The organism is Psychrobacillus mangrovi, from assembly GCF_037104765.1.
GTDB lineage: Bacteria > Bacillota > Bacilli > Bacillales_A > Planococcaceae > Psychrobacillus > Psychrobacillus mangrovi.
In genome coordinates this window covers 194,694-213,490 of sequence record NZ_JBAWSY010000004.1, presented here as the reverse complement: position 1 = coordinate 213,490, position 18,797 = coordinate 194,694, and the positions used below count along the sequence as shown (strand labels likewise).

Genomic DNA, 18,797 nt, shown 5'->3' with positions numbered 1-18,797 from the left:
ATATTTAGTATACCATTTTAGTGACTATTGAAGCGAAAAGCATTACAAGGAGAGAAATCTATTCAATCTAATCGATTATAAAATAAAGGACTGCTAATAAAGCAATCCTCATAGTTTAAAGTTTGGAATTTCTTCTGCATGCAATGGTTTAGAATAATAAAAACCTTGAACTGAATGGCAATCATGTAACTTAAGAAAATCAATTACCTCTTTTGTTTCTACTCCCTCTGCAACAACCTCTAATCCCAAGCTATGACCAATTCGTATAATTGATTCAACAATTACTTCGTCTCTATTTTCGACAATTCGATTCATAAACATACGGTCCATTTTTAATGTATGAATCGGCAAATCACTTAAGTATCGAAAATTAGAAAAACCTGAACCAAAATCATCCATCGCAATTTTAATACCAAGCTCTTTTAAGTCAATTAATACATTTGTTAAACGTTCAATATTTTTCATTAATACGTTTTCGGTAACTTCAAGCTCTAAATAATGTGCTGGTAATCCTGTTTCTTTCAATATTAATTGGATATTTTGAAAAAAATCATTTTGTTCGAGTTCTGCAGGGCTTATATTTACAGATACGGTACGAAACACAACCCCCATCTTAATCCATTCTACTGCTTGCTTACAGGCTTTTCTCAATACATATTTACCTAAAGGAATAATGAGCCCTGTTTCTTCCGCAAAAGGTATAAAATCATTAGGAGGAATCATGTCTCTACCTTTTTTATTCCATCGAATCAACGCTTCATAACCATAAACCGTCTCTGTTTTTAAATCGATTTTTGGCTGATATACTAATATAAACTCTTTTTTCTTAAGACCTGTTCGTATATCGCTTTCTAATTGAACCTTATTTACAAAACCTTCTACATGTGATTCATCAAAAACTACTACATTTCTCTTTCCAATCTCTTTCGAAACATTTAAGGCCAAATCTGCAGAACGGTGTAATGAATTATAAGTTGTACCATGGTTTGTATAAATAGAAATTCCTACTGAACAAGAGATATATACTTCCATTTCATCAATTAAGAATGGTTGCTCCATCTCGTGTATTAATAACTCAGCACAACGATGTGGTGTATCTAATAGTTGGTCATCGTCTAGTAGAAGTACAAATTCATCTCCTCCAATTCGATATAAGAGACCTTCCCCTTTTGTGTGAATAAATTTCTTTATTCTCGAAGTAACTTTTTTCAATAATTTATCTCCAGTTACGTGTCCTAGGGAGTCATTAATATTTTTAAAATGATCCAAATCCAAATATAAAAAGCTGAAAGGCTTTTTTTCATTTATCTTATTAATTACATCTCTTTCTAGAGCAGCAGCATTAAAAGTATTGGTTAAATGATCAAAATACGCAATTTCTGATAATTTTTTTCTAGCAAACTCTAACTCGGTTATGTCATTACCAAATCCCACCGCAGCTGTAACTTTTCCTTTATGCTCATAAGGTGAAAGTGTTATGTAAATACATCTATTATCAAACCATTCTTTATATGATACTTCCTCCCCCTTAAACACATTTTGGAGGTGGCCAACTAATCTTTCGGCCATTTCATTGGAGAAATAAGCATCAATAGGTGTAGATAGAAATAAATTCTTTTCCAAAAATGTATCTCTAGAAGGTTGAACAGGCTCTAATCCTCGTTTTGATAAATATTCATGGGCTATTTTTCCGCTCAATAAAGAAAAGCCAAAATTTCCGAAAGCATCGTGTTTTACTTGAAATACTAAGTTATTTACATAATTCACTACAGTTGCAAAGGATGCTACTAAAGAGGATTGCAACAATTTTTCTTTTTCTTTTTCTGATGTTATATCCGTTCGGATACTCAAGAAATAAGACTCTTTTTCATTTAATTCGACAGGTAGAATATATGTTTTTACCCAATATAATTCACCATTTTTTCTTCGATTACATATTTCGCCTTCCCAAACTTCACCACTTAAAATAGTATTCCACATCTTTCGAAAAAAGGAAGCTGGGTGTGCGTTGGAATTCACCACTTTATGTGTATTTCCAACTAATTCATGTTTTTTATAACCAGATATTTCTACAAATCGATCATTCACATATAAGATTTGACCAGATCTATTAGTAACTGCTACTATCATTGTTTCATTTAAGGCATAATCCATTAATTCCATTTTAAAGAAAGCATCTTCTAGTTGTTCTTGAAGGATTATATCTTCAGCTAAAGACTCATTAAAAATCGCCTTTTTTACTGTATATAGTAGTTCATCTGATTTTGTATCAAAAATAGATCCCATAATTTTCTCTTTCTCCTTTCGATGAATTAGTTACATTGTCATTATTATTTTTCTATTATTAGTTATTTATATTTATTTCAAAATAAGGAATAAGTAATGGTTTTCTTATAATTTAACATAAATAATCTTTAAAGACTCTATACATTTTGATATGTACTTCCTTTTTTTATTAAAAAGTACAAAAAACATCCACAGATTTGTAACAATCGTGGATGTTTTTTATTATTTTAAAAGGCTTCTAACAAGTTTAACTTTATTTTTATATGGTGGAAATACAATGTCAATTGGTAATTTCGTATTCTTTTTAAGAATAGATTTTTGATGGGTAAACAAAGTAAAACTTGCCTCACCATGGTAGGCATGTACTCCGGAGTTACCTATGCCGCCAAAAGGTAAAAAAGCACTTCCAGCGTGGGATATTGTATCATTTATACAACCTCCGCCAAATGAAAACTCTTCTAAGAAATAATTTTGAGCCCGCTCATGTTCACTAAACATATATGCTGAGAGTGGCTTAGGTAACTTACGAATTTGTCGAATTATTGCCGGTAAATTGTCATATGAAATGATGGGTAAAATCGGACCAAATATTTCATCTTCCATAGAAGGACTTGAAAAACTAACACCATCTAATAAAGTAGGTTCTATATACAAATCGTCCTTATCGGCATTTCCCCCAAAAATAATTTGATCTTTTTCTTTTTCCAGAATTATTTTCAATCGGTCAAATTGAGTCGTATTTACAATTCTCCCTAAATCGCCACTACTTTGAATATTTTCTCCATAAAACTGATGAATGGATTGCTTTAAAAGCTCAACAAACTTTTCTTTTACTTTTTCTTCAACCAAAACATAATCGGGTGCGATACAAGTTTGGCCCGAGTTCACTAATTTCCCCCAGACAATTCGTTTTGCTGCTACTTCAAGATTAGCAGTATGATCTACTATTACTGGACTTTTCCCACCCAATTCAAGAGCGATAGGAGTCAAGCGTTCTGAAGCAGCCTTCATAACAATTTTCCCTACTTTTACGCTTCCCGTAAAAAAGATGAAATCGAAAGGAGCGTGGATTAATAATGAAGTTTCTTCCTTTTCACCTTCCAACACTCGTATATACCCGGTATCAAATGTCTCTTCTATTATTTTCTTAACCACTTCAGTAGTATGTGGAGTAAATTCAGAGGGCTTTATTATCGCACAATTCCCTCCACAAATTGCTCCCAAAAGCGGTTCCATCACTAATTGAAACGGATAGTTAAATGGAGCAATAATTAGGACGGTTCCATAAGGGTCATTTACGATAAAACTTTTTGATGGCATTAATGCTAATGGTGTTTTAACTTGCTTAGGTTCCATCCATTTTTCCAAGTTTTTTTTCATTAAAGATATATTGTCATATATGAGCCCAATTTCGGTAGTATATGCCTCAAATTCACTTTTACGCAAATCATCATATAAAGCTTTAATAACTTCCTTTTCATATTTTTTGATTGAGTTTTTTAATTTTTCGAGTTGTTCTAACCTAAATTTAGCCGTTCTTGTTTTCCGAGAATAAAAAAAATTATGATGTTCTTCTATTATTTCCTCCAATTGTTGGGCAGTAAAATTCATTTAAGCATCTCCTTTTTTCATTCAAGTTCAATAAATATAAACGCCTATATAAAAGAATCATACAATTATTTTCTAGTCTAGGAAAGAATATTACATATAACTTTTTTTTAGAAATACATGATTCTTATCAAAAGTGGAGATACTCTTTATGTAAGGAAATTTCTTTTACACTTTCCACTCCATTAGTCTATAAGTCTTGCTTTGGTTGTGTGATATTTGATTCATTTTCCAATTAACAAGTTTGTTAACTAAACTTTTTAGGGTATATATTGGTCAAATGGACAAACGAAAATTAAAGGAGGAAATAGAAATGACAATAACAGAAACCTGGTGGGAAACAATTTTTACTGGAGCAATTGCAATGGGGATTAATAAGGAACGAATAGATGAATTGGATGAAGAGTCGTTTTTATACTTCAAGGAAGTACAAGACGAAATGGAGAGCAATAATTGAATAATGTATTCACATAGAATCAGCTTCCCTCTTATTATATAAAGGAAGCTGATTTTTTATTCAATATTTCTCCATAAGTATAAAGAGGCGTAACTTAAGTAAGGTGACCAAGATTCAAAATGGACAATGATTTCTTCTTTCGAAGGCTTCTGCTCCATATTCCATAGTTGTTTTAAAGAGTTTTGGAGTCCGATGTCTCCTAATGGAAATAAATTATCCCTCCCAAGACCAAAAAGCAAAAAGCTTTCTGCAGTCCAAGGACCTATTCCACGATAGGAAGTCAACTTTTTTATGATTATCTCATCAGTTTCATTGGCGAGTGTTTCTAAGGCTAGTTCTCCTTGTGCAATAGCTCTAGAAATTCCAATGATATATTCCGCTTTTCTTGTGCTAAATTGCATACCTCTAAGTATATCCACTTCTAGTGCTGCTATTTTATCTGCTGAAGGATAGACCCACACATCCTCTACCTGTTCTCCAAATGTCTGAACAAATCGAGTCGTTAATGTTCTTGCAAATGAAAGATTTAATTGTTGATGAATAATACTTTTTAGAATATTTGCGTATAAAGAATAATCTGTAACTATTGGTGTTCCTTCAAATTTTATAAACAAATCCTTTAGATTTGTATTTATAAAATGTGTATGAACAGCATCTAGACTCCTATCAAAATGAAAAATGGACAATATACGTTGAAGCTGTTGCTCCGATTCTATTCCGGTTAGAATAAACTTTGGCTCTCGATGTGATCCGATACTTTTAATAGTAATAATAGAATGATCTAATGGAACTCTTACTGTTTGATTTGCTAAATCTACAGAATTTAGAGGGTCTAACGATAATCTTGTGATCGCCTCATCGAAACGATAAGCAAATGGTAATTCTATTATGTGCGTCAACATTATCTCTCCTTTATTTATATGCTAAACTAATGAAGGTGATAAAAATGAAAAAATTATTGTTATTAACACTTATTTCTTTTCTTTTTGGTTGTGAGGAAATTTCTTCTTCTGGTATAACCAAAACGAGCGGAACTTCTGAACAAATTCCTGTAGAACTCATTGAAGTAATTGATGGAGATACAATTAAGGTAAATTATAATGGAAATGTGGAAACAATTCGATATTTACTTATTGACACTCCTGAAACAAACCACAAACAACTGGGTACACAGCCTTTAAGCGACGAAGCAAAGTATAGAAATAATGAAATTCTAAACAGCGGTGAGTTGACAATTGAATTTGACGTTGGAAATCGATTAGATGATTACGGTCGCATGCTCGCGTATATATACATAGATGGAGTAAGTGTACAAGAATCTCTCTTAGAAGAAGGCTTAGCACGTGTAGCGTACGTATTTCCCCCAAACACAAGGTATTTAGACGACTTTGAAAAAGCTTCTAAAATTGCGGAGAAACAGAAAGTTGGAGTATGGGAAACCCCCAACTATGTTACATCACGTGGTTTTAATTCTTCCGTGTTTGTCAATGATAAGGATTCTTCCAAGGAGGCAATTGGTAAATGTTTGATTAAAGGAAATATTAACAGAGAAGGCAAGAAAATTTATCATGTTCCTAGTGGAAATAATTATGATGTAACTAAACCGGAAGAATGGTTTTGCACAGAAGAGGAAGCAATTAAAGCAGGCTTTAGTAAAGCTAGAGAATAATAAAGTACTTTTATTATAAGTTACTTGAGTGTTAATACACATAATAGGAGAAGCACAAAGTCGCGTCCGAAGATAAAATTCGGACGCGACTTTGTTATATTATTTGTTACTGTTGATTTTAACCTGACCTGGCAGCTTTGTTGTTTAAATATTATATGAAGAACTTTATAGAAATGAAATTGTACTGAAACATCAAACCCACACGCTGCATGCAGCACGAAGGTCACTGAAAAACTTAATGCCCATGCGTAGCTTTTGGCAAGCACTAATGCCTATCAATTACTACACTTTCATTCTTTCCATAACAACATTGAATTTTAATAAAGCCATTTAAGTTCGAGATCCTTTAATCTTTGTTTCTGGTGCAGTTTCTTCTGGAGGGATATCCTCAAATGTTTCGTTTGCCTCTGCTAAATCACGTGTTCGATGTGCCAACCGAGAAGCGGCGCTTGCAGCAATACTAGCAACTATATCATCTAAAAATGTATGGATAATACCGTTTTCTGCTTTTGTGTCCAATTTTGAAATAATACCGATTTTATTTTTGTCTAAATGACCGAAAGTTGTCACGGCAATACTTCCATACGTATATACTGCTCCAAGAGCAATCGTTTCATCAATGCCAAATAACCCTTCGTCTGCTTCTACAATTTGTTGCAAAGGTTCCGATAATAACTTTTTCTCAGCGAGTTCATCTAATTCAATCCCCACTAAAATGGCGTGCTGCATTTCTCTTTTCTTTAAAACACTTTTAATCGATTCGATACAATGCTCAATTGTTAGACCTTCATTGTAGGGAAATTGCATTTCATACACTATTTTAGCAATCTCTTCAATGGTCACTCCCCTACGAAGTAATGCATCATTTGCAGCCTTCTCAACAGTTCGTGAATGTACTCTTGATGTCTGTCTGTCCAATTTAATTAACCCCTTTATATATCTGATTTATTTTGAACTCAGCGCTCTTTCCTCATCTTATCCATCGAAATAAATGACACTACCATATTCTAGTTGTTGTTAATTATACCTCTCTTCATGTATATGTTACAATTTCTATACAACATGATTATTGTAGGAGGTTCTTTATGAATAAAGGAGTTGTAAAAGATCTAACATTTTTTAGTGAGTCTTTACAAGAAGAAATGCAATTACTCATTTATTTACCACCAAATTATTCACCTTTATATAAATACAGTGTACTTATTGCAAATGATGGTAAAGACTATTTTCAATTAGGGAGAATTACCCGCGTTGCTGACGAGCTTTATGAAGAAAATGAAATTGAAAATCTTATTATTGTAGGTATTCCTTACAAAAATGTGAAAGATCGTAGAGCAAAATACCATCCGGAGGGTGAAAAGCACAATGCATACATTCGCTTTTTAGCACATGAACTTGTTCCATATATTGATGCCAATTACCCTACTTATCAAATTGGATTAGGTAGAGCATTAATCGGTGATTCGCTTGCAGCTACCGTATCATTACTTACGGCTCTTCAATATCCAAATACATTTGGTAAAGTTATTTTGCATTCTCCCCTTGTAAATGATTATGTATTGAATCAGGTTGAAAATCATAAAGTAATACATGCATTTTCTCTTTATCATGTTATTGGCAAGGAAGAGACGGATGTTAAAACAGGCGATGGATTAATTACAGACTTTGTTACTCCTAATAGATCTTTGCATAATTTATTCATAAAAAAAGGATTTACGACATTTTATGACGAATTAGATGGAAACCATACATGGAAGCTATGGCAACCAGATATGAAGAGATCATTAAAAAACAATTTCAGTTTATAAATATTTTTTTGTTATAATGATAAGGTGATCTGTAAAAAATTCGAGGAGGTAATGAAAAATGAAATACGGTATTGTTGCTTTCCCATCAAAAAAAGTTCAGGATTTTGCTAACTCTTATAGAAAGCGTTATGATCCTCACTATTCACTTATTACACCACACATGACGATAAAGGGTGTATTTGAAGCAGACGAAAAGGAAATTAAAACAGTAGCAGAACAAGTTGCACAAGTGGTCAAAAATCATAAGCCATTTACATTAAAGACTTCTAAAGTGAGTTCTTTTGCCCCAGTAACTAATGCTATTTATTTTAAAGTAGAGCCTACAAATGAGCTATTAGCACTTCATCAGGATTTAAATGCTATTGAATTTAGCGATGAGGCAAATTATACATTTGTACCTCACATTACGATTGCTCAAAAAATGAATTCTAGTGAACACGACGATATTTATCCACAGTTAAAAATGATTGGTGCAGAATTTGAGGAAGAAATTGATCGACTTCATTTACTTTATCAACTAGAGGACGGTTCTTGGACTGTTTACGAAACATTTAGATTGTCTGGAGCTGAATAATTCTTGGTTTATGCTAAAAAAGTTGAAACAGATAAAGAATATCAAGATGCAATTTTCATTAGAAGAAAAGTTTTTGTAGAAGAGCAAGATGTGCCGCTTCACATGGAACTGGATGAATATGATCAAGAAGCTATCCACTTTGTTGCGTATGATGGTGAAATACCTTTTGGTGCTGGAAGAATTAGAACAGTAGGGCCTTCTCTTGGGAAAGTAGAACGTGTTTGCATTCTTCCTGAATATCGAGGTAAAAATTATGGCAACTTAATGATGCAGTGTATGGAAGAGTATGCACTATCGAAAGAATTCCATAAACTAAAACTAAATGCACAAAGTCATGCTATTTCATTTTATGAAAAAAGAAACTACACAATTACATCTCCAGAATTTTTAGAAGCAAGTATTCCTCATCGGGCAATGGAGAAAGTTTTAATTTAAATCAAATGTTTTAGGGCGGGATGATCATTCATCCTGCTTTTTTATGTATTCCATTAAATCAGTAGCAATTTCAACTAATGATACATATACATATTAAGAACAATTGCACAATAGGTGTGTATATAAATAGATGCCCATTGAAAGTATAAATATGAATTCCACTGCTGTTCTTTGAATCTTTGGGCTTTGCTATTATACTTATCTGTACAGATCGTTCGCATGCTATACCTTAAATTAAATAATCAATCACATATAGATTCTTTTTAAAAACATTTTATAAATGTATTTAAGGAATCTTTTTTCTATTCTAAAAAGAGATTAGCAGGAAACTATTGTAGAATTTCCTGCTTTTTTTAATATTTTTTTAATATCTCTCATGTAACTTGTTCTCTTTAAGTCAAAATCCTGATTGAAAATTAAATTATTTGTAAATATAGTTTCCAACCTTCCAATTTATTATTTAAATACCATCTGTACCCAGAAAAATAATAGTGTAAGCGTTACAATAGTTGTTATGGGTATAACGATTAAAGTTACGCTTAGATAATCCTTCCAAGTAATTTCTATTTTGCTTTTTCTTAAAATATGCATCCAAATAAGGGAAGCTAGTGTACCAATAGGGAGTAATAACGATCCCATATCACTACCAATGATATTTGCAAGATAAATTGTCTTTAATGTGATAGAATCAAGTCCCATTTCTGTTAAGGTAAGTGTTCCAATCATTAAGGCGGGGTGATTATTAAACAAGTTCGAAAGTACCGAAACAAGTCCTCCCATGATAAAGCTAGCTTGAAATAACCCCTGGTTTACAATTGGTTCAAACCATTGAACTAACAAAGCTGTAAGGCCTACATTATTCAAGCCATAAATAATTACATACATTGAAAATGCAAAAATAAGAATGTGCCAAGGAGTTTTCTTTAAAATATCTACTGGGTTAGTCCTTAAATGATACCATCTCCAAATTAGTAGTACCACTGACCCAAGAACTGCAACGATTTCTATTGGTACGTTTATATAAGATGCAACGAATAGGAGACAACGCATTATAAATACAAATAGTAACAACTTTAACATAAATCTAGTTCGCTTGCGTTTTGTTTCTATAGGGATTTTCGTCTTTAAAGGATGAAAATTTTCGGTAAAAAATGTTTCTTCTATATCTATAGGTGAATTTGGTAATGTTTTTGGCAAGTTTTTTCTCACTACTATATACATCAAGTAAGACATAAATAACAAGCCTAATGTAGCGGGTACAAACATCATTGCTGTATGCATCCAAAGAGTCATATGAACGATCTCAAGCGCGATTAAATTAACAATATTACTTACACCAATTGGAGCACTTGAAGCTGTTGCAATTAGTGCACCGCTTAACAGATAAGGAATCTGTTGACGTGGTTTTAGTCGCAAATTTTTAAGTAGTAGTATCAGGATGGGAGTAGTTATTAAAATACTTCCATCATTATTAAATAAAAGCGTCATTAAAAAACAAAGCAATTGAATATACCAATATAAACGATGACCCGAACCCTTGGCTAAATTCGCAAGTCTTGCAGCTGCCCAGTTAAAAAATCCAAAACTTTCTAGTATTACGGCCATAACAATTGTCGCCATTATTGTAATGGATGCTCCACCAATTTTATTCAAAATATCCAAAATGTCTGCACTGGAAACTATACCTAGCAGTAATATAACCGCTGCTCCAATTGACGCTGGCCATGCCTCGTTCAGTCCTCTAGGTCTCCAAAAAATGACTAGCATAGTAGTTAGGAACACCAAACTGGCGACTCCAACATGAAAACTCATACATAAACCATTTCCTCTCTATTTTTGTTTGTCCATGTATGTATATTCATTCCATCCAAAGAGAAACGTGGTGTATGTCCTTATACAAATAAAAATAAAAAAATCGTCTCTCCAAGGATGACGATTTTTTTATTTTTATGTATTTTTTTTTTTAGAAGCATGAAAAGTTTTCATGCTTCTATTATGTTGTAAAACCAATTAGCATTTTCATTTATACCTGGTGCAAAGTTTGAATATGGTTTAAGTTTAGATAGATTGGAGCTGTTCTTGCTCCTTCAATCTCTATAATCTGATCCTCCAATTTGTTCATTTTACCTAAATGGCTTCTTCTTCCACCGATATTAATTACTACTAATGAATTTATAAACTTTTCTATTTGATCTTTAAATGTGTCTGCAAGTATATCTTTTGGAAAAGAGAGATCTTTATTATTCAAACCATAAAGGCTTTCATTTTGACCAATAGGAATAAGCCACTTCAAATGTTTAGTTGAAATATACATGGTTCTGTAAATAGGAGAAAAGAATTCAAAGTAGTCATCTCTAATTCGAGTTACTTGACCATTCAGCGATTGATCTTCTGCAATGAAAATCTCTACATGTTTCCCTTTTGCTTGTAATAAGGTTTCATTAAGGGACAATTCCAGATTAAGATGTTCTGTTTTAATGCTTGGGAAATCTATCGGATCCTGTATAACATATTCATCTTTACTTCCTATCTTTACACTTTGAATATGAAATAGTGGAATGTACATATAATCTAAGCCATTAAAAAGCACTATCACATCACTACCTAAATCAATCAGAGTACCATTGACATATTTTTTCCCTGAAACCTCTATTTGAATAAATTCCTTGATAAGACTTTGAATAATTTTATTCAAGGTCACAACTCCTTTTAAATTAGTACCCAATTCATCTAACTAACATAGGTATAAGTTCTTTATACAATATCTTGTACCTCTTATAAAACTTTTTCTTTCATTCGCTTATTTCTAATGAATAGTCTCTTATTTGACGATACATCTTTGCTGCATGTCTCATTAAGGAATCATACTGTTTTTCTACCATTTTATTTTGTTGTGTAGAGTTGTTTGTGTTCCAGTGCTCGGAATCCTCGTTAATCGCAAAATTAGTATAATTGTGTGCTACTGCGGAAGCGGCATAATTCATTAGTGCAAAATACTGCTTCTCCAATAAAGCCTTTACTTCTATCGGACTTATGGATATAACTCGCTCTGGATTTTCTTCGTTCATCTCAGGTTCATACTTATTTAGCACTGAGTTGTTCTCTTCGCTATATTCCTTAGGTTGCATAGAAATTGTTTCAGTAAGATCAACAAGGTTTTCAAATTCATTTATTAGCGAAGATTTTTTTTGAATAGCAATAGTAGATAGCTCGTTTATGTTACTCAATGCGGTTAATAATACTCTTTTTTCTTTTAAATCGGCTTCGGTTTGTTCATCTATAAAATCATCTGCATCTAATTCTTTTATCTCCTGATGATCATCCAGCAGGAAGTCTTCATCCTTGAATTGCATTTGAAATTCTGTTGGTTTATCATCACTATCATGAAATTCAGTATATTTTTCTAGTATTTGAGTTACAAAGTCTTGCTCATTAATAGGAAGGTTTTGAACTTCATTGAAGTGTTGCTGTTCCTCTGTTTCAATGGAAAAATTTGAATGCATGATGACTTCTTCATTAACAATAATTTCTAATTGTTGTGAGTTTTCATTTTCCTTTTGCTCTTCAGCATTAGCTAATTGTGTTTCTTCCAATAAATCTTCATTGAATTCTTCTATCTCTTGATGGTCATCGAATAGGATATCTTCATCAGTGTATTGCATTTGCATTTCTAATGATTTATCATCACTATCAAGCTCTTCCGTATATTTCTCTAATAAAGGAAGTTCTTCATCTTGCCCATTAACAGGAAGGGTATGAACTTCTTCATTAAAGTGGTGCTGTTCCTCTGTTTTAATGGATTGTTTTATGATGACTTCTTCATTAACAATAATTTCTAATTGTCGAGAGCTTTCATTCTCCACTTGCTCTTCAGCATTTACTAATTGTGTTTCTTCCAATAAATTTTTATTGAATTCTTTTATCTCCTGATGATCTTCCAATAGCAAATCTTCCTCGGTGTATTGTATTTCTAATGGTTCATCATCACTATCAAGCTCTTCCATATTTTTATCTAAAATTGGAAGTTCTTCATCTTGCCCATTAACAGAAAGGGTATGAAATTCTTCATTAAAGTGGTACTGTTCCTCTGTTTCAATGGAAGGATTTATGATGATTTCTTCATTAACAATACTTTCGAATTGTTGAGGGCTCTCATTCTCTACTTGCTCTTCAGCATTCATTAATCCTGTTTCTTCTATTAAGATTAAATCCTCCAGATGGTCATCCAATAGGAAATCTTCATCCGTGTATTGCATTTCTAATGGTTCATCATCACTATCATGCTCTTCCGAATATATCTCTAGAATTACTTCATCTTGGCCATTAGCAGGAAGGTTTTGAACTACTTCATTAAAGCCTTGCTGTTCTTCTGTTTCAATGGATGGATTTATGATGATTTCTTCATTAACAAGGCTTTCCAATTGTTGAGAGTTCTCATTTTCCTCTTGCTCTTCAGCATTAGCTAATTGTGTTTCTTCTATTAAAATAGGTTTCTCTTCTATTATTTGCATCTTGTATTTTCGAATCGTATTTTCCTTCATGATACGAACAAATCGCCCTTTTAATTTAAGCGTTCGACTACTGATTTTTGATTTATACGATTGTTGCATTACAAGTTGTTCTTTCTTATTTAAGTATAGAATGTCTTTTACTGAAATATCGCTATAAATAGACGAGATATATGATTTTGGTATATAAACAAGTTCCTTATCATTTATCAAGATGATGTGATCAGACAAAATACTGCTTAATACACCATTTAAAGCATTTTTACTCAAACTATTAATCATAATCCAATTGTGTCTCAATGTGATTAACAAATCGGTAAGGTCATTTCTATCTAAATACTTCACTAACTTCTCTGAAATATGAAAGTCTTTGGCATTCTTTGAAAGTGCTTTAATATGAAGAATGGAAAAGTATAAAATATTTCTATTTACTTCAACCACAAGATGGTCTTGTTTGACGTCCAACAAAATACCTTCTATAAATTGATTGTCACTTAAATATAATCCTATTTTCATATTTTTGTGGGCGCTTAATACTTTTTTAAAGTTCTCCCCTTGCAATTTGGAGCGCCTCCTTCAATAGAATATTCGTCGCTTCGTAACGACAAAAGCGACGAATTAGTCTCCTAACTATTCTCTTTCTTTTTTACCTTGTTCATCTTTTTTTTCTTTTTCAATTTTGATACCGTAACTAATATTACGAATATGGAATAAGGCAACACGAACAATTTCTTCGCCAGCTACAATTGTTACGAAATCATCTGTAACCACATCCATAACTCCCTCAAGTGTCTCTGGCCCTCCGCGGTTTATTTTTACCCATCGGAGTGTTAATTTATCTAAAATTCCTCTAAAGTCATCAGCTTGAATATAGTCAAAGCCTCTTGGAACTTCAAGATCAAATTCCACTTGATTTTTCGAATTATAAGTTAAGCTTTTGATATGTTGTGTATTATAAAAAACAATGCCGTCATCTTCTGTTAGCAATGTAAAGTGATCATCTGCTGCCGATAACAGTAAACCAACACGTGACTCGGGACCACCTCTATCAACTTTCACGACTTTTTCCACTAGAGAAAGTATCATCTTCTTGTTCATTTATCTTCTAACCCCCTTTTATAGTATCCTAATATTTATATGTATCTTGGGCACAGTAGCATTGGTTAAACGCCCATTTATTATTTAAATGTACATGCACTAATAAAAATAATTTATAATAGGTAAAAAACATTATTCATTGTCTATTCCACTGTGTGTGATAAGTTATCTTTAGGCAAAATAAACGCTTTACTATTCCTAAGGATCGATAGATTACGAAAGTACGCGAAAATGAATTTCGGTCACTCATTTGTTTTAAAAGAAGAATTAATTTTTTATGTTTAGAGATAGTTATTCAATGGAGAAGAACTAAGCATATAAAATGCATTTTGTTATTTCTCTTTTTCATTAGGATATGTAATACAACACGTATAAACGCTTGCCGCAGGATGAGTCGCTCCTCTATCACTTTCACATCCCTTTACGGGGTCTCATTCCTCGCGCTCACGCCGCATTTTAGGCGCACATCCTGGAACATTCGATGAAATTGAAATAATTCCATAATAGAAGTAAGCCAATCAATACATTTAATGGAATAGTCTTTATTTCTAATTAATAGAATAAACTGCTCGCATATTGCCAGCCGCATGATAGGGAGGCAACTGAAAAAGTGCAGTTCTAATAAGTTTTATAGTAAATACTTGACTCTGTACAATCCAGTCGAAGAAAATAGCTGCAGATTGGATTTAGCACGGCTCTGTTCGCTTTCCGTGGGCGAGCGCCGAGCCTCCTCACTTCGTTGCGGGGTCTCGTCTGTCTCGCTTTCCCACAGGAGTCTCACGCCGCCGTGCTAAATCCTATAGTATGTCGTATAGCAACATCAAATATTTATCATGAATAAAATTTGCAATAGGGTTTTTCAGTGGCCTCATGATAGGCTATATGAAGTCTTTTTTGCGACGAGCTTCGCGCAGGAGCAGAGTTTTTTTGCGACGAGCTTCGCGCAGGAGCAAAGTTTTTTTGCGACGAGCTTCGCGCAGGAGCAGAGTTTTTTTGCGACGAGCTTCGCGCAGGAGCAGAGTTTTTTTGCGACGAGCTTCGCGCAGGAGCAGAGTTTTTTTGCGACGAGCTTCGCGCAGGAGCAGAGCTGATCATGGCACACTCATGCACTCTCCTTCGTCAAGGATGAAGGTATTTAATCTAGTACATTACTTATAAAAAAAACAAAAAAAAATGCCGATATAAAAATCGGCACCTTTTATACATACGTATTAATCGTAATTCCTTTACCACTAATTTCTGCAATTTTTGGAGAAAGGTTAACTGGATTTGGTTGGATAAAGGTTTTAAATAAAGGCGGATTAGTTGGATACTTATCATATGATGATTGCTCATCATTATCCTCATCTTCTTTAAGTACCTGTTCCTGGTCTTCTAGATGCTCATCAAATGTTGATTTCATCTTAACCCCATTAATATTGCTTATATGAGCAAAATTATAATCATCCATTGACATCCTATTTGCATAAATTTGCGATTGAATTGGTTGAACTGGTATGATGTATCCCATTTCCTCCACCTCCTATTTATTTAACACTTTATACCCTATGCCTCCAAGTGTTAAACCTATTACTCTTTAAATTTTTTTTGATATTATAACAGCTTTTCAATATCGGAAAAACTTAACGAATTCCCACTTTTTAAAATGGAATTCGTAAGTTCATCCTCTAACTGTTTAGAAACTGGCTTATTAGCTAGCTTGCCAACTTTACGTACAATTTTACGAACTTGTTTTTCATCCGTAAAATCAGCATATGAGATGGCATTGGCAAGCGTAAAAAGATCTTCCATCGAAACACCAGTTTTGTTTTCTATTGCTTTAAAAAATGAATTTTGCACTAATTTTCCCCCTCACATTTTGAGCATTCGGGATTAAGGGAGAAAGCTTGCTCCTACAATTATTAATAAGATAAATAAAACAACGATTAACACAAAAGTTGAGCCTTTTCCGCCATAGCCTCCGCCATAACCGCCGCCGTAACCAGGGTATCCTCCACCACAGTAGCCGTACATAATCTTTCCCTCCTCTCCTCTTCAACATATAGTATGCAAAGGGGAGAAAAAGAAAAAGGGCTAATTAACTAGTAGGTGGTTTTCCGTTTTTGAAAAATAAACGCTCCAATAATTCCAAACAAAATTGCAGAACTAATCCCAGAGCTAGTAACCTCAAACATACCTGTTACTACTCCTATTAGACCGTGTTTTTCTGCTTCTGCCAAAGCTCCGTGTGTTAGTGAATTACCAAAAGATGTGATTGGAACAGTAGCTCCTGCACCTGCAAAATCAATTAACGGTTCATATAATCCAAATCCATCGAGAATAGAGCCACTAACAACAAGAGCACATAGCGTATGTGCTGGGGTAAGCTTAAAAACATCGATTAATATTTGTCCAATTACACAAATAAGACCACCAACAATAAATGAAACAACTAATGATGAAATCATTTTTATCCTCTCTTCTCCATACGACATTCAATGGCATGAGCAATACAAGGGATTGTTTCGCCTTGTTGAAAAGTTAGTGGTGATAATAACGCACCAGTTGCAACCAGTAATACTCGTTTGTATACGCCGCTTTTTAATTGATTAAATACATGACTGAAAAAAACCGCTGCAGAGCATCCTGCACCACTCGCTCCAGCTTTAAAAAATTTGTCTTCACCATAAAATTGTGCACCAGCGTCTTGTAAGATTACACCACTATTTTCATCTTGAAACATTTCCTTTAATATAGACAACCCTATTTTACCTAAATCACCGGTCATAATTACGTCAAAATCTGCCATCCTACTATTAGTATTTGCTAAATGTCTTTCTATTGTATCTCTTGCAGCTGGTGCCATTGCAGCTCCCATAAATAGAGGATTTTTTTGTCCACCATCAATTACTCTTCCAATTGTGGCGTGAGTAATAATGGGAGCATTTTTTGCATGCTTTTGTAATAGTGCAAAACCTGCTGCAGTGACCGTCCATTGCGATGTACCAGCTCTTTGTGTTCCGTATTCAAGAGGGTATCTAAACTGTCGTTCCACACTCGGATGATGGCTAGAGGCACCAGCGAGTACAGATGTTGCATTACCTGATTCCAGCAAAAGACTACCCAAGATTACTGATTCTACAGAACTTGCACATGCGGAAAAAACACCTAAAAATGGAATCGCTAACTGCCGAGCAGCAAAATTTGTGGGAGAAAGCTGATTTACTAGATCTCCACCGATAAATACATCCACATTTTCAAGCTTCTCATGGCCTTTTCTCAATGATTCTTTACAAGCTTTTTCGATGAAATGAGTATTCGCTTGTTCATAAGTTTGACCTTTTTCATTCTCTAAAGGAAGAATTACATCAAATGATTCTGCAAAAGTACTCTTCTTTTCCATTGGTCCTACCACAACACCTGTACTTGCTATACTTGGATTTTCTTTAAATTGAATTGTCCCAGACTTTATTACCATGAGACCACTCCCATTTTCACTAATATTGTTTTAATCAAGGCCACAATAAAAGCGGACAGTACACCAAATACAATAACAGAGCCGGCTAGTTTAAACATATTTCCACCGACACCTAATACGTATCCTTCTGTTTTGTGTTCTAGAGAAGCAGATATTACAGCATTTCCAAATCCAGTTACTGGAACAGCCGAACCGGCTCCGCCAATTTGAGCAATTTTTTTATATAGACCTGTTCCCGTTAAAATCATCGCAATAAAAACCAAAGTTGCTACCGTTGGATTTCCAGCTGTTTTTTCCGTAAATGGAAAAAATCGAATATAAAAAAAAGTAATAAGCTGTCCAATAGTACAAATAATGCCTCCAACTAAAAAAGCCTTTAACATATTCATAAAAAGAGGTGTTTTTGGTGTTTGATTATCTACTATTTTTTCGAATTGTTTTTGATCCATTATGTCTCTTCCTTTGATAAAGATTTTATTTCTTCGATTGATTTAGTTAGCTTTTTTGATTTCAATTTCTGGTCAATTATTTTTTCAATTTCCCATTTAACTTTTAAATCACCTGTAACTAGCACTTCTTTATCCGGAAATTTTTTCTCTAATGCTTTCGTAATTTTTTTTTCTATTTTTTCTTTATTGAACCTACTCATTCTTTTGATGTCGATTGCCACTAGTACATTATTTTTGTCTACAACACTCTGAAATCCTTTTATGGAATCATGGTGCTTTATTTCTTCCTCTATCTCTGGAGAAGTATTAGAAGGATAAACAGTGTGCACCGCTTCATCAGAACATGCACTTAAGAAAAAAAACAGTAGCAGGACAGTAATAATTTTATGCATAGAATTCATGGCCCCTTTTCGAGTTAGTATGAGCATGATAAATAGAAATATACGAA

21 protein-coding genes are annotated in these 18,797 nt (G+C 33.5%); 6 read left to right on the top strand and 15 right to left on the bottom strand.

Annotated features, from left to right (window positions below; translation table 11 throughout):
* Positions 1-108 precede the first annotated feature (108 nt).
* Positions 109-2,286, bottom strand: coding sequence for a sensor domain-containing protein (locus tag WAX74_RS08675; protein ID WP_336497266.1), 2,178 nt, complete (start codon positions 2,284-2,286; stop codon positions 109-111).
* A 222-nt stretch (positions 2,287-2,508) separates the two neighbouring features.
* On the bottom strand, positions 2,509-3,897 hold the full coding sequence (locus tag WAX74_RS08670) for an aldehyde dehydrogenase (protein ID WP_336497265.1): 1,389 nt from the start codon (positions 3,895-3,897) through the stop codon (positions 2,509-2,511).
* A 310-nt stretch (positions 3,898-4,207) separates the two neighbouring features.
* On the opposite strand from WAX74_RS08670, the gene WAX74_RS08665 reads away from it, so the two are divergent.
* Positions 4,208-4,351: a hypothetical protein gene (locus WAX74_RS08665; RefSeq protein ID WP_197275637.1), complete on the top strand. Its 144-nt coding sequence runs from the start codon at positions 4,208-4,210 to the stop codon at positions 4,349-4,351.
* Between the two features lie 56 nt (positions 4,352-4,407).
* On the opposite strand, the gene WAX74_RS08660 is transcribed toward WAX74_RS08665, so the two are convergent.
* The gene (locus tag WAX74_RS08660) at positions 4,408-5,253 is read right to left on the bottom strand and encodes a DNA-3-methyladenine glycosylase family protein (protein ID WP_336497264.1); all 846 of its coding nucleotides are present in this window, start codon (positions 5,251-5,253) and stop codon (positions 4,408-4,410) included.
* A gap of 44 nt (positions 5,254-5,297) precedes the next feature.
* On the opposite strand from WAX74_RS08660, the gene WAX74_RS08655 reads away from it, so the two are divergent.
* Positions 5,298-6,020: a thermonuclease family protein gene (locus tag WAX74_RS08655; protein WP_336497263.1), complete on the top strand. Its 723-nt coding sequence runs from the start codon at positions 5,298-5,300 to the stop codon at positions 6,018-6,020.
* A gap of 330 nt (positions 6,021-6,350) precedes the next feature.
* Here WAX74_RS08655 and WAX74_RS08650 read toward each other — a convergent pair whose 3' ends face one another.
* Complete coding sequence (locus WAX74_RS08650) at positions 6,351-6,938, bottom strand: phosphatidylglycerophosphatase A family protein (RefSeq protein ID WP_336497262.1); 588 nt, start codon at positions 6,936-6,938, stop codon at positions 6,351-6,353.
* A 167-nt stretch (positions 6,939-7,105) separates the two neighbouring features.
* On the opposite strand from WAX74_RS08650, the gene WAX74_RS08645 reads away from it, so the two are divergent.
* The 3 genes from WAX74_RS08645 to WAX74_RS08635 are packed head-to-tail and all read left to right on the top strand — an operon-like array spanning position 7,106 to position 8,837.
* Positions 7,106-7,828, top strand: a complete 723-nt coding sequence (locus WAX74_RS08645) for an alpha/beta hydrolase (RefSeq protein ID WP_336497261.1) — start codon at positions 7,106-7,108, stop codon at positions 7,826-7,828.
* Between the two features lie 58 nt (positions 7,829-7,886).
* Positions 7,887-8,402, top strand: a complete 516-nt coding sequence (locus tag WAX74_RS08640; RefSeq protein WP_336497260.1) for a YjcG family protein — start codon at positions 7,887-7,889, stop codon at positions 8,400-8,402.
* A gap of 3 nt (positions 8,403-8,405) precedes the next feature.
* Positions 8,406-8,837 (top strand): GNAT family N-acetyltransferase, encoded by a 432-nt coding sequence (locus tag WAX74_RS08635; protein WP_336497259.1) that lies wholly within the window; start codon positions 8,406-8,408, stop codon positions 8,835-8,837.
* A 456-nt stretch (positions 8,838-9,293) separates the two neighbouring features.
* Here the strand turns inward: WAX74_RS08635 and WAX74_RS08630 are convergent, their stop codons facing one another.
* From WAX74_RS08630 to WAX74_RS08615, 4 genes are all read right to left on the bottom strand, one after another.
* A complete protein-coding gene (locus tag WAX74_RS08630; protein ID WP_336497258.1) occupies positions 9,294-10,649 on the bottom strand; it encodes an arsenic transporter in 1,356 nt (451 codons plus the stop codon).
* A gap of 211 nt (positions 10,650-10,860) precedes the next feature.
* Positions 10,861-11,532 carry a DUF2642 domain-containing protein gene (locus WAX74_RS08625; RefSeq protein WP_336497257.1) on the bottom strand — a complete coding sequence of 224 codons (672 nt, stop codon included), beginning with the start codon at positions 11,530-11,532 and terminating at the stop codon, positions 10,861-10,863.
* 97 nt (positions 11,533-11,629) lie between these two features.
* Positions 11,630-13,861, bottom strand: a complete 2,232-nt coding sequence (locus WAX74_RS08620) for a hypothetical protein (RefSeq protein ID WP_336497256.1) — start codon at positions 13,859-13,861, stop codon at positions 11,630-11,632.
* 114 nt (positions 13,862-13,975) lie between these two features.
* A complete protein-coding gene (locus WAX74_RS08615; RefSeq protein WP_336497255.1) occupies positions 13,976-14,443 on the bottom strand; it encodes a hypothetical protein in 468 nt (155 codons plus the stop codon).
* Positions 14,444-15,276: 833 nt separating this feature from the next.
* Here WAX74_RS08615 and WAX74_RS08610 point away from each other — a divergent pair.
* Positions 15,277-15,534, top strand: a complete 258-nt coding sequence (locus WAX74_RS08610) for a hypothetical protein (RefSeq protein ID WP_336497254.1) — start codon at positions 15,277-15,279, stop codon at positions 15,532-15,534.
* A 107-nt stretch (positions 15,535-15,641) separates the two neighbouring features.
* Here WAX74_RS08610 and WAX74_RS08605 read toward each other — a convergent pair whose 3' ends face one another.
* The 7 genes from WAX74_RS08605 to WAX74_RS08575 all read right to left on the bottom strand — a co-directional run bounded on the left by WAX74_RS08605 (position 15,642) and on the right by WAX74_RS08575 (position 18,741).
* On the bottom strand, positions 15,642-15,953 hold the full coding sequence (locus WAX74_RS08605; protein WP_336497253.1) for a hypothetical protein: 312 nt from the start codon (positions 15,951-15,953) through the stop codon (positions 15,642-15,644).
* A gap of 83 nt (positions 15,954-16,036) precedes the next feature.
* The gene (locus WAX74_RS08600; protein WP_336497252.1) at positions 16,037-16,282 is read right to left on the bottom strand and encodes a stage VI sporulation protein F; all 246 of its coding nucleotides are present in this window, start codon (positions 16,280-16,282) and stop codon (positions 16,037-16,039) included.
* A gap of 33 nt (positions 16,283-16,315) precedes the next feature.
* Complete coding sequence (locus WAX74_RS08595; RefSeq protein ID WP_336497251.1) at positions 16,316-16,456, bottom strand: YjcZ family sporulation protein; 141 nt, start codon at positions 16,454-16,456, stop codon at positions 16,316-16,318.
* A 68-nt stretch (positions 16,457-16,524) separates the two neighbouring features.
* Entirely contained in the window at positions 16,525-16,890 is a 366-nt protein-coding gene (spoVAE, locus tag WAX74_RS08590; RefSeq protein ID WP_336497250.1) for a stage V sporulation protein AE, read from the bottom strand.
* A 2-nt stretch (positions 16,891-16,892) separates the two neighbouring features.
* Complete coding sequence (locus tag WAX74_RS08585) at positions 16,893-17,900, bottom strand: stage V sporulation protein AD (RefSeq protein ID WP_336497249.1); 1,008 nt, start codon at positions 17,898-17,900, stop codon at positions 16,893-16,895.
* Positions 17,894-18,349 carry a stage V sporulation protein AC gene (gene spoVAC / locus WAX74_RS08580; protein ID WP_336497248.1) on the bottom strand — a complete coding sequence of 152 codons (456 nt, stop codon included), beginning with the start codon at positions 18,347-18,349 and terminating at the stop codon, positions 17,894-17,896. Before spoVAC ends, WAX74_RS08585 begins: the two co-directional genes overlap by 7 nt.
* Positions 18,349-18,741: a YhcN/YlaJ family sporulation lipoprotein gene (locus WAX74_RS08575; protein ID WP_336497247.1), complete on the bottom strand. Its 393-nt coding sequence runs from the start codon at positions 18,739-18,741 to the stop codon at positions 18,349-18,351. Before WAX74_RS08575 ends, spoVAC begins: the two co-directional genes overlap by 1 nt.
* Between the last annotated feature and the right edge of the window lie 56 nt (positions 18,742-18,797).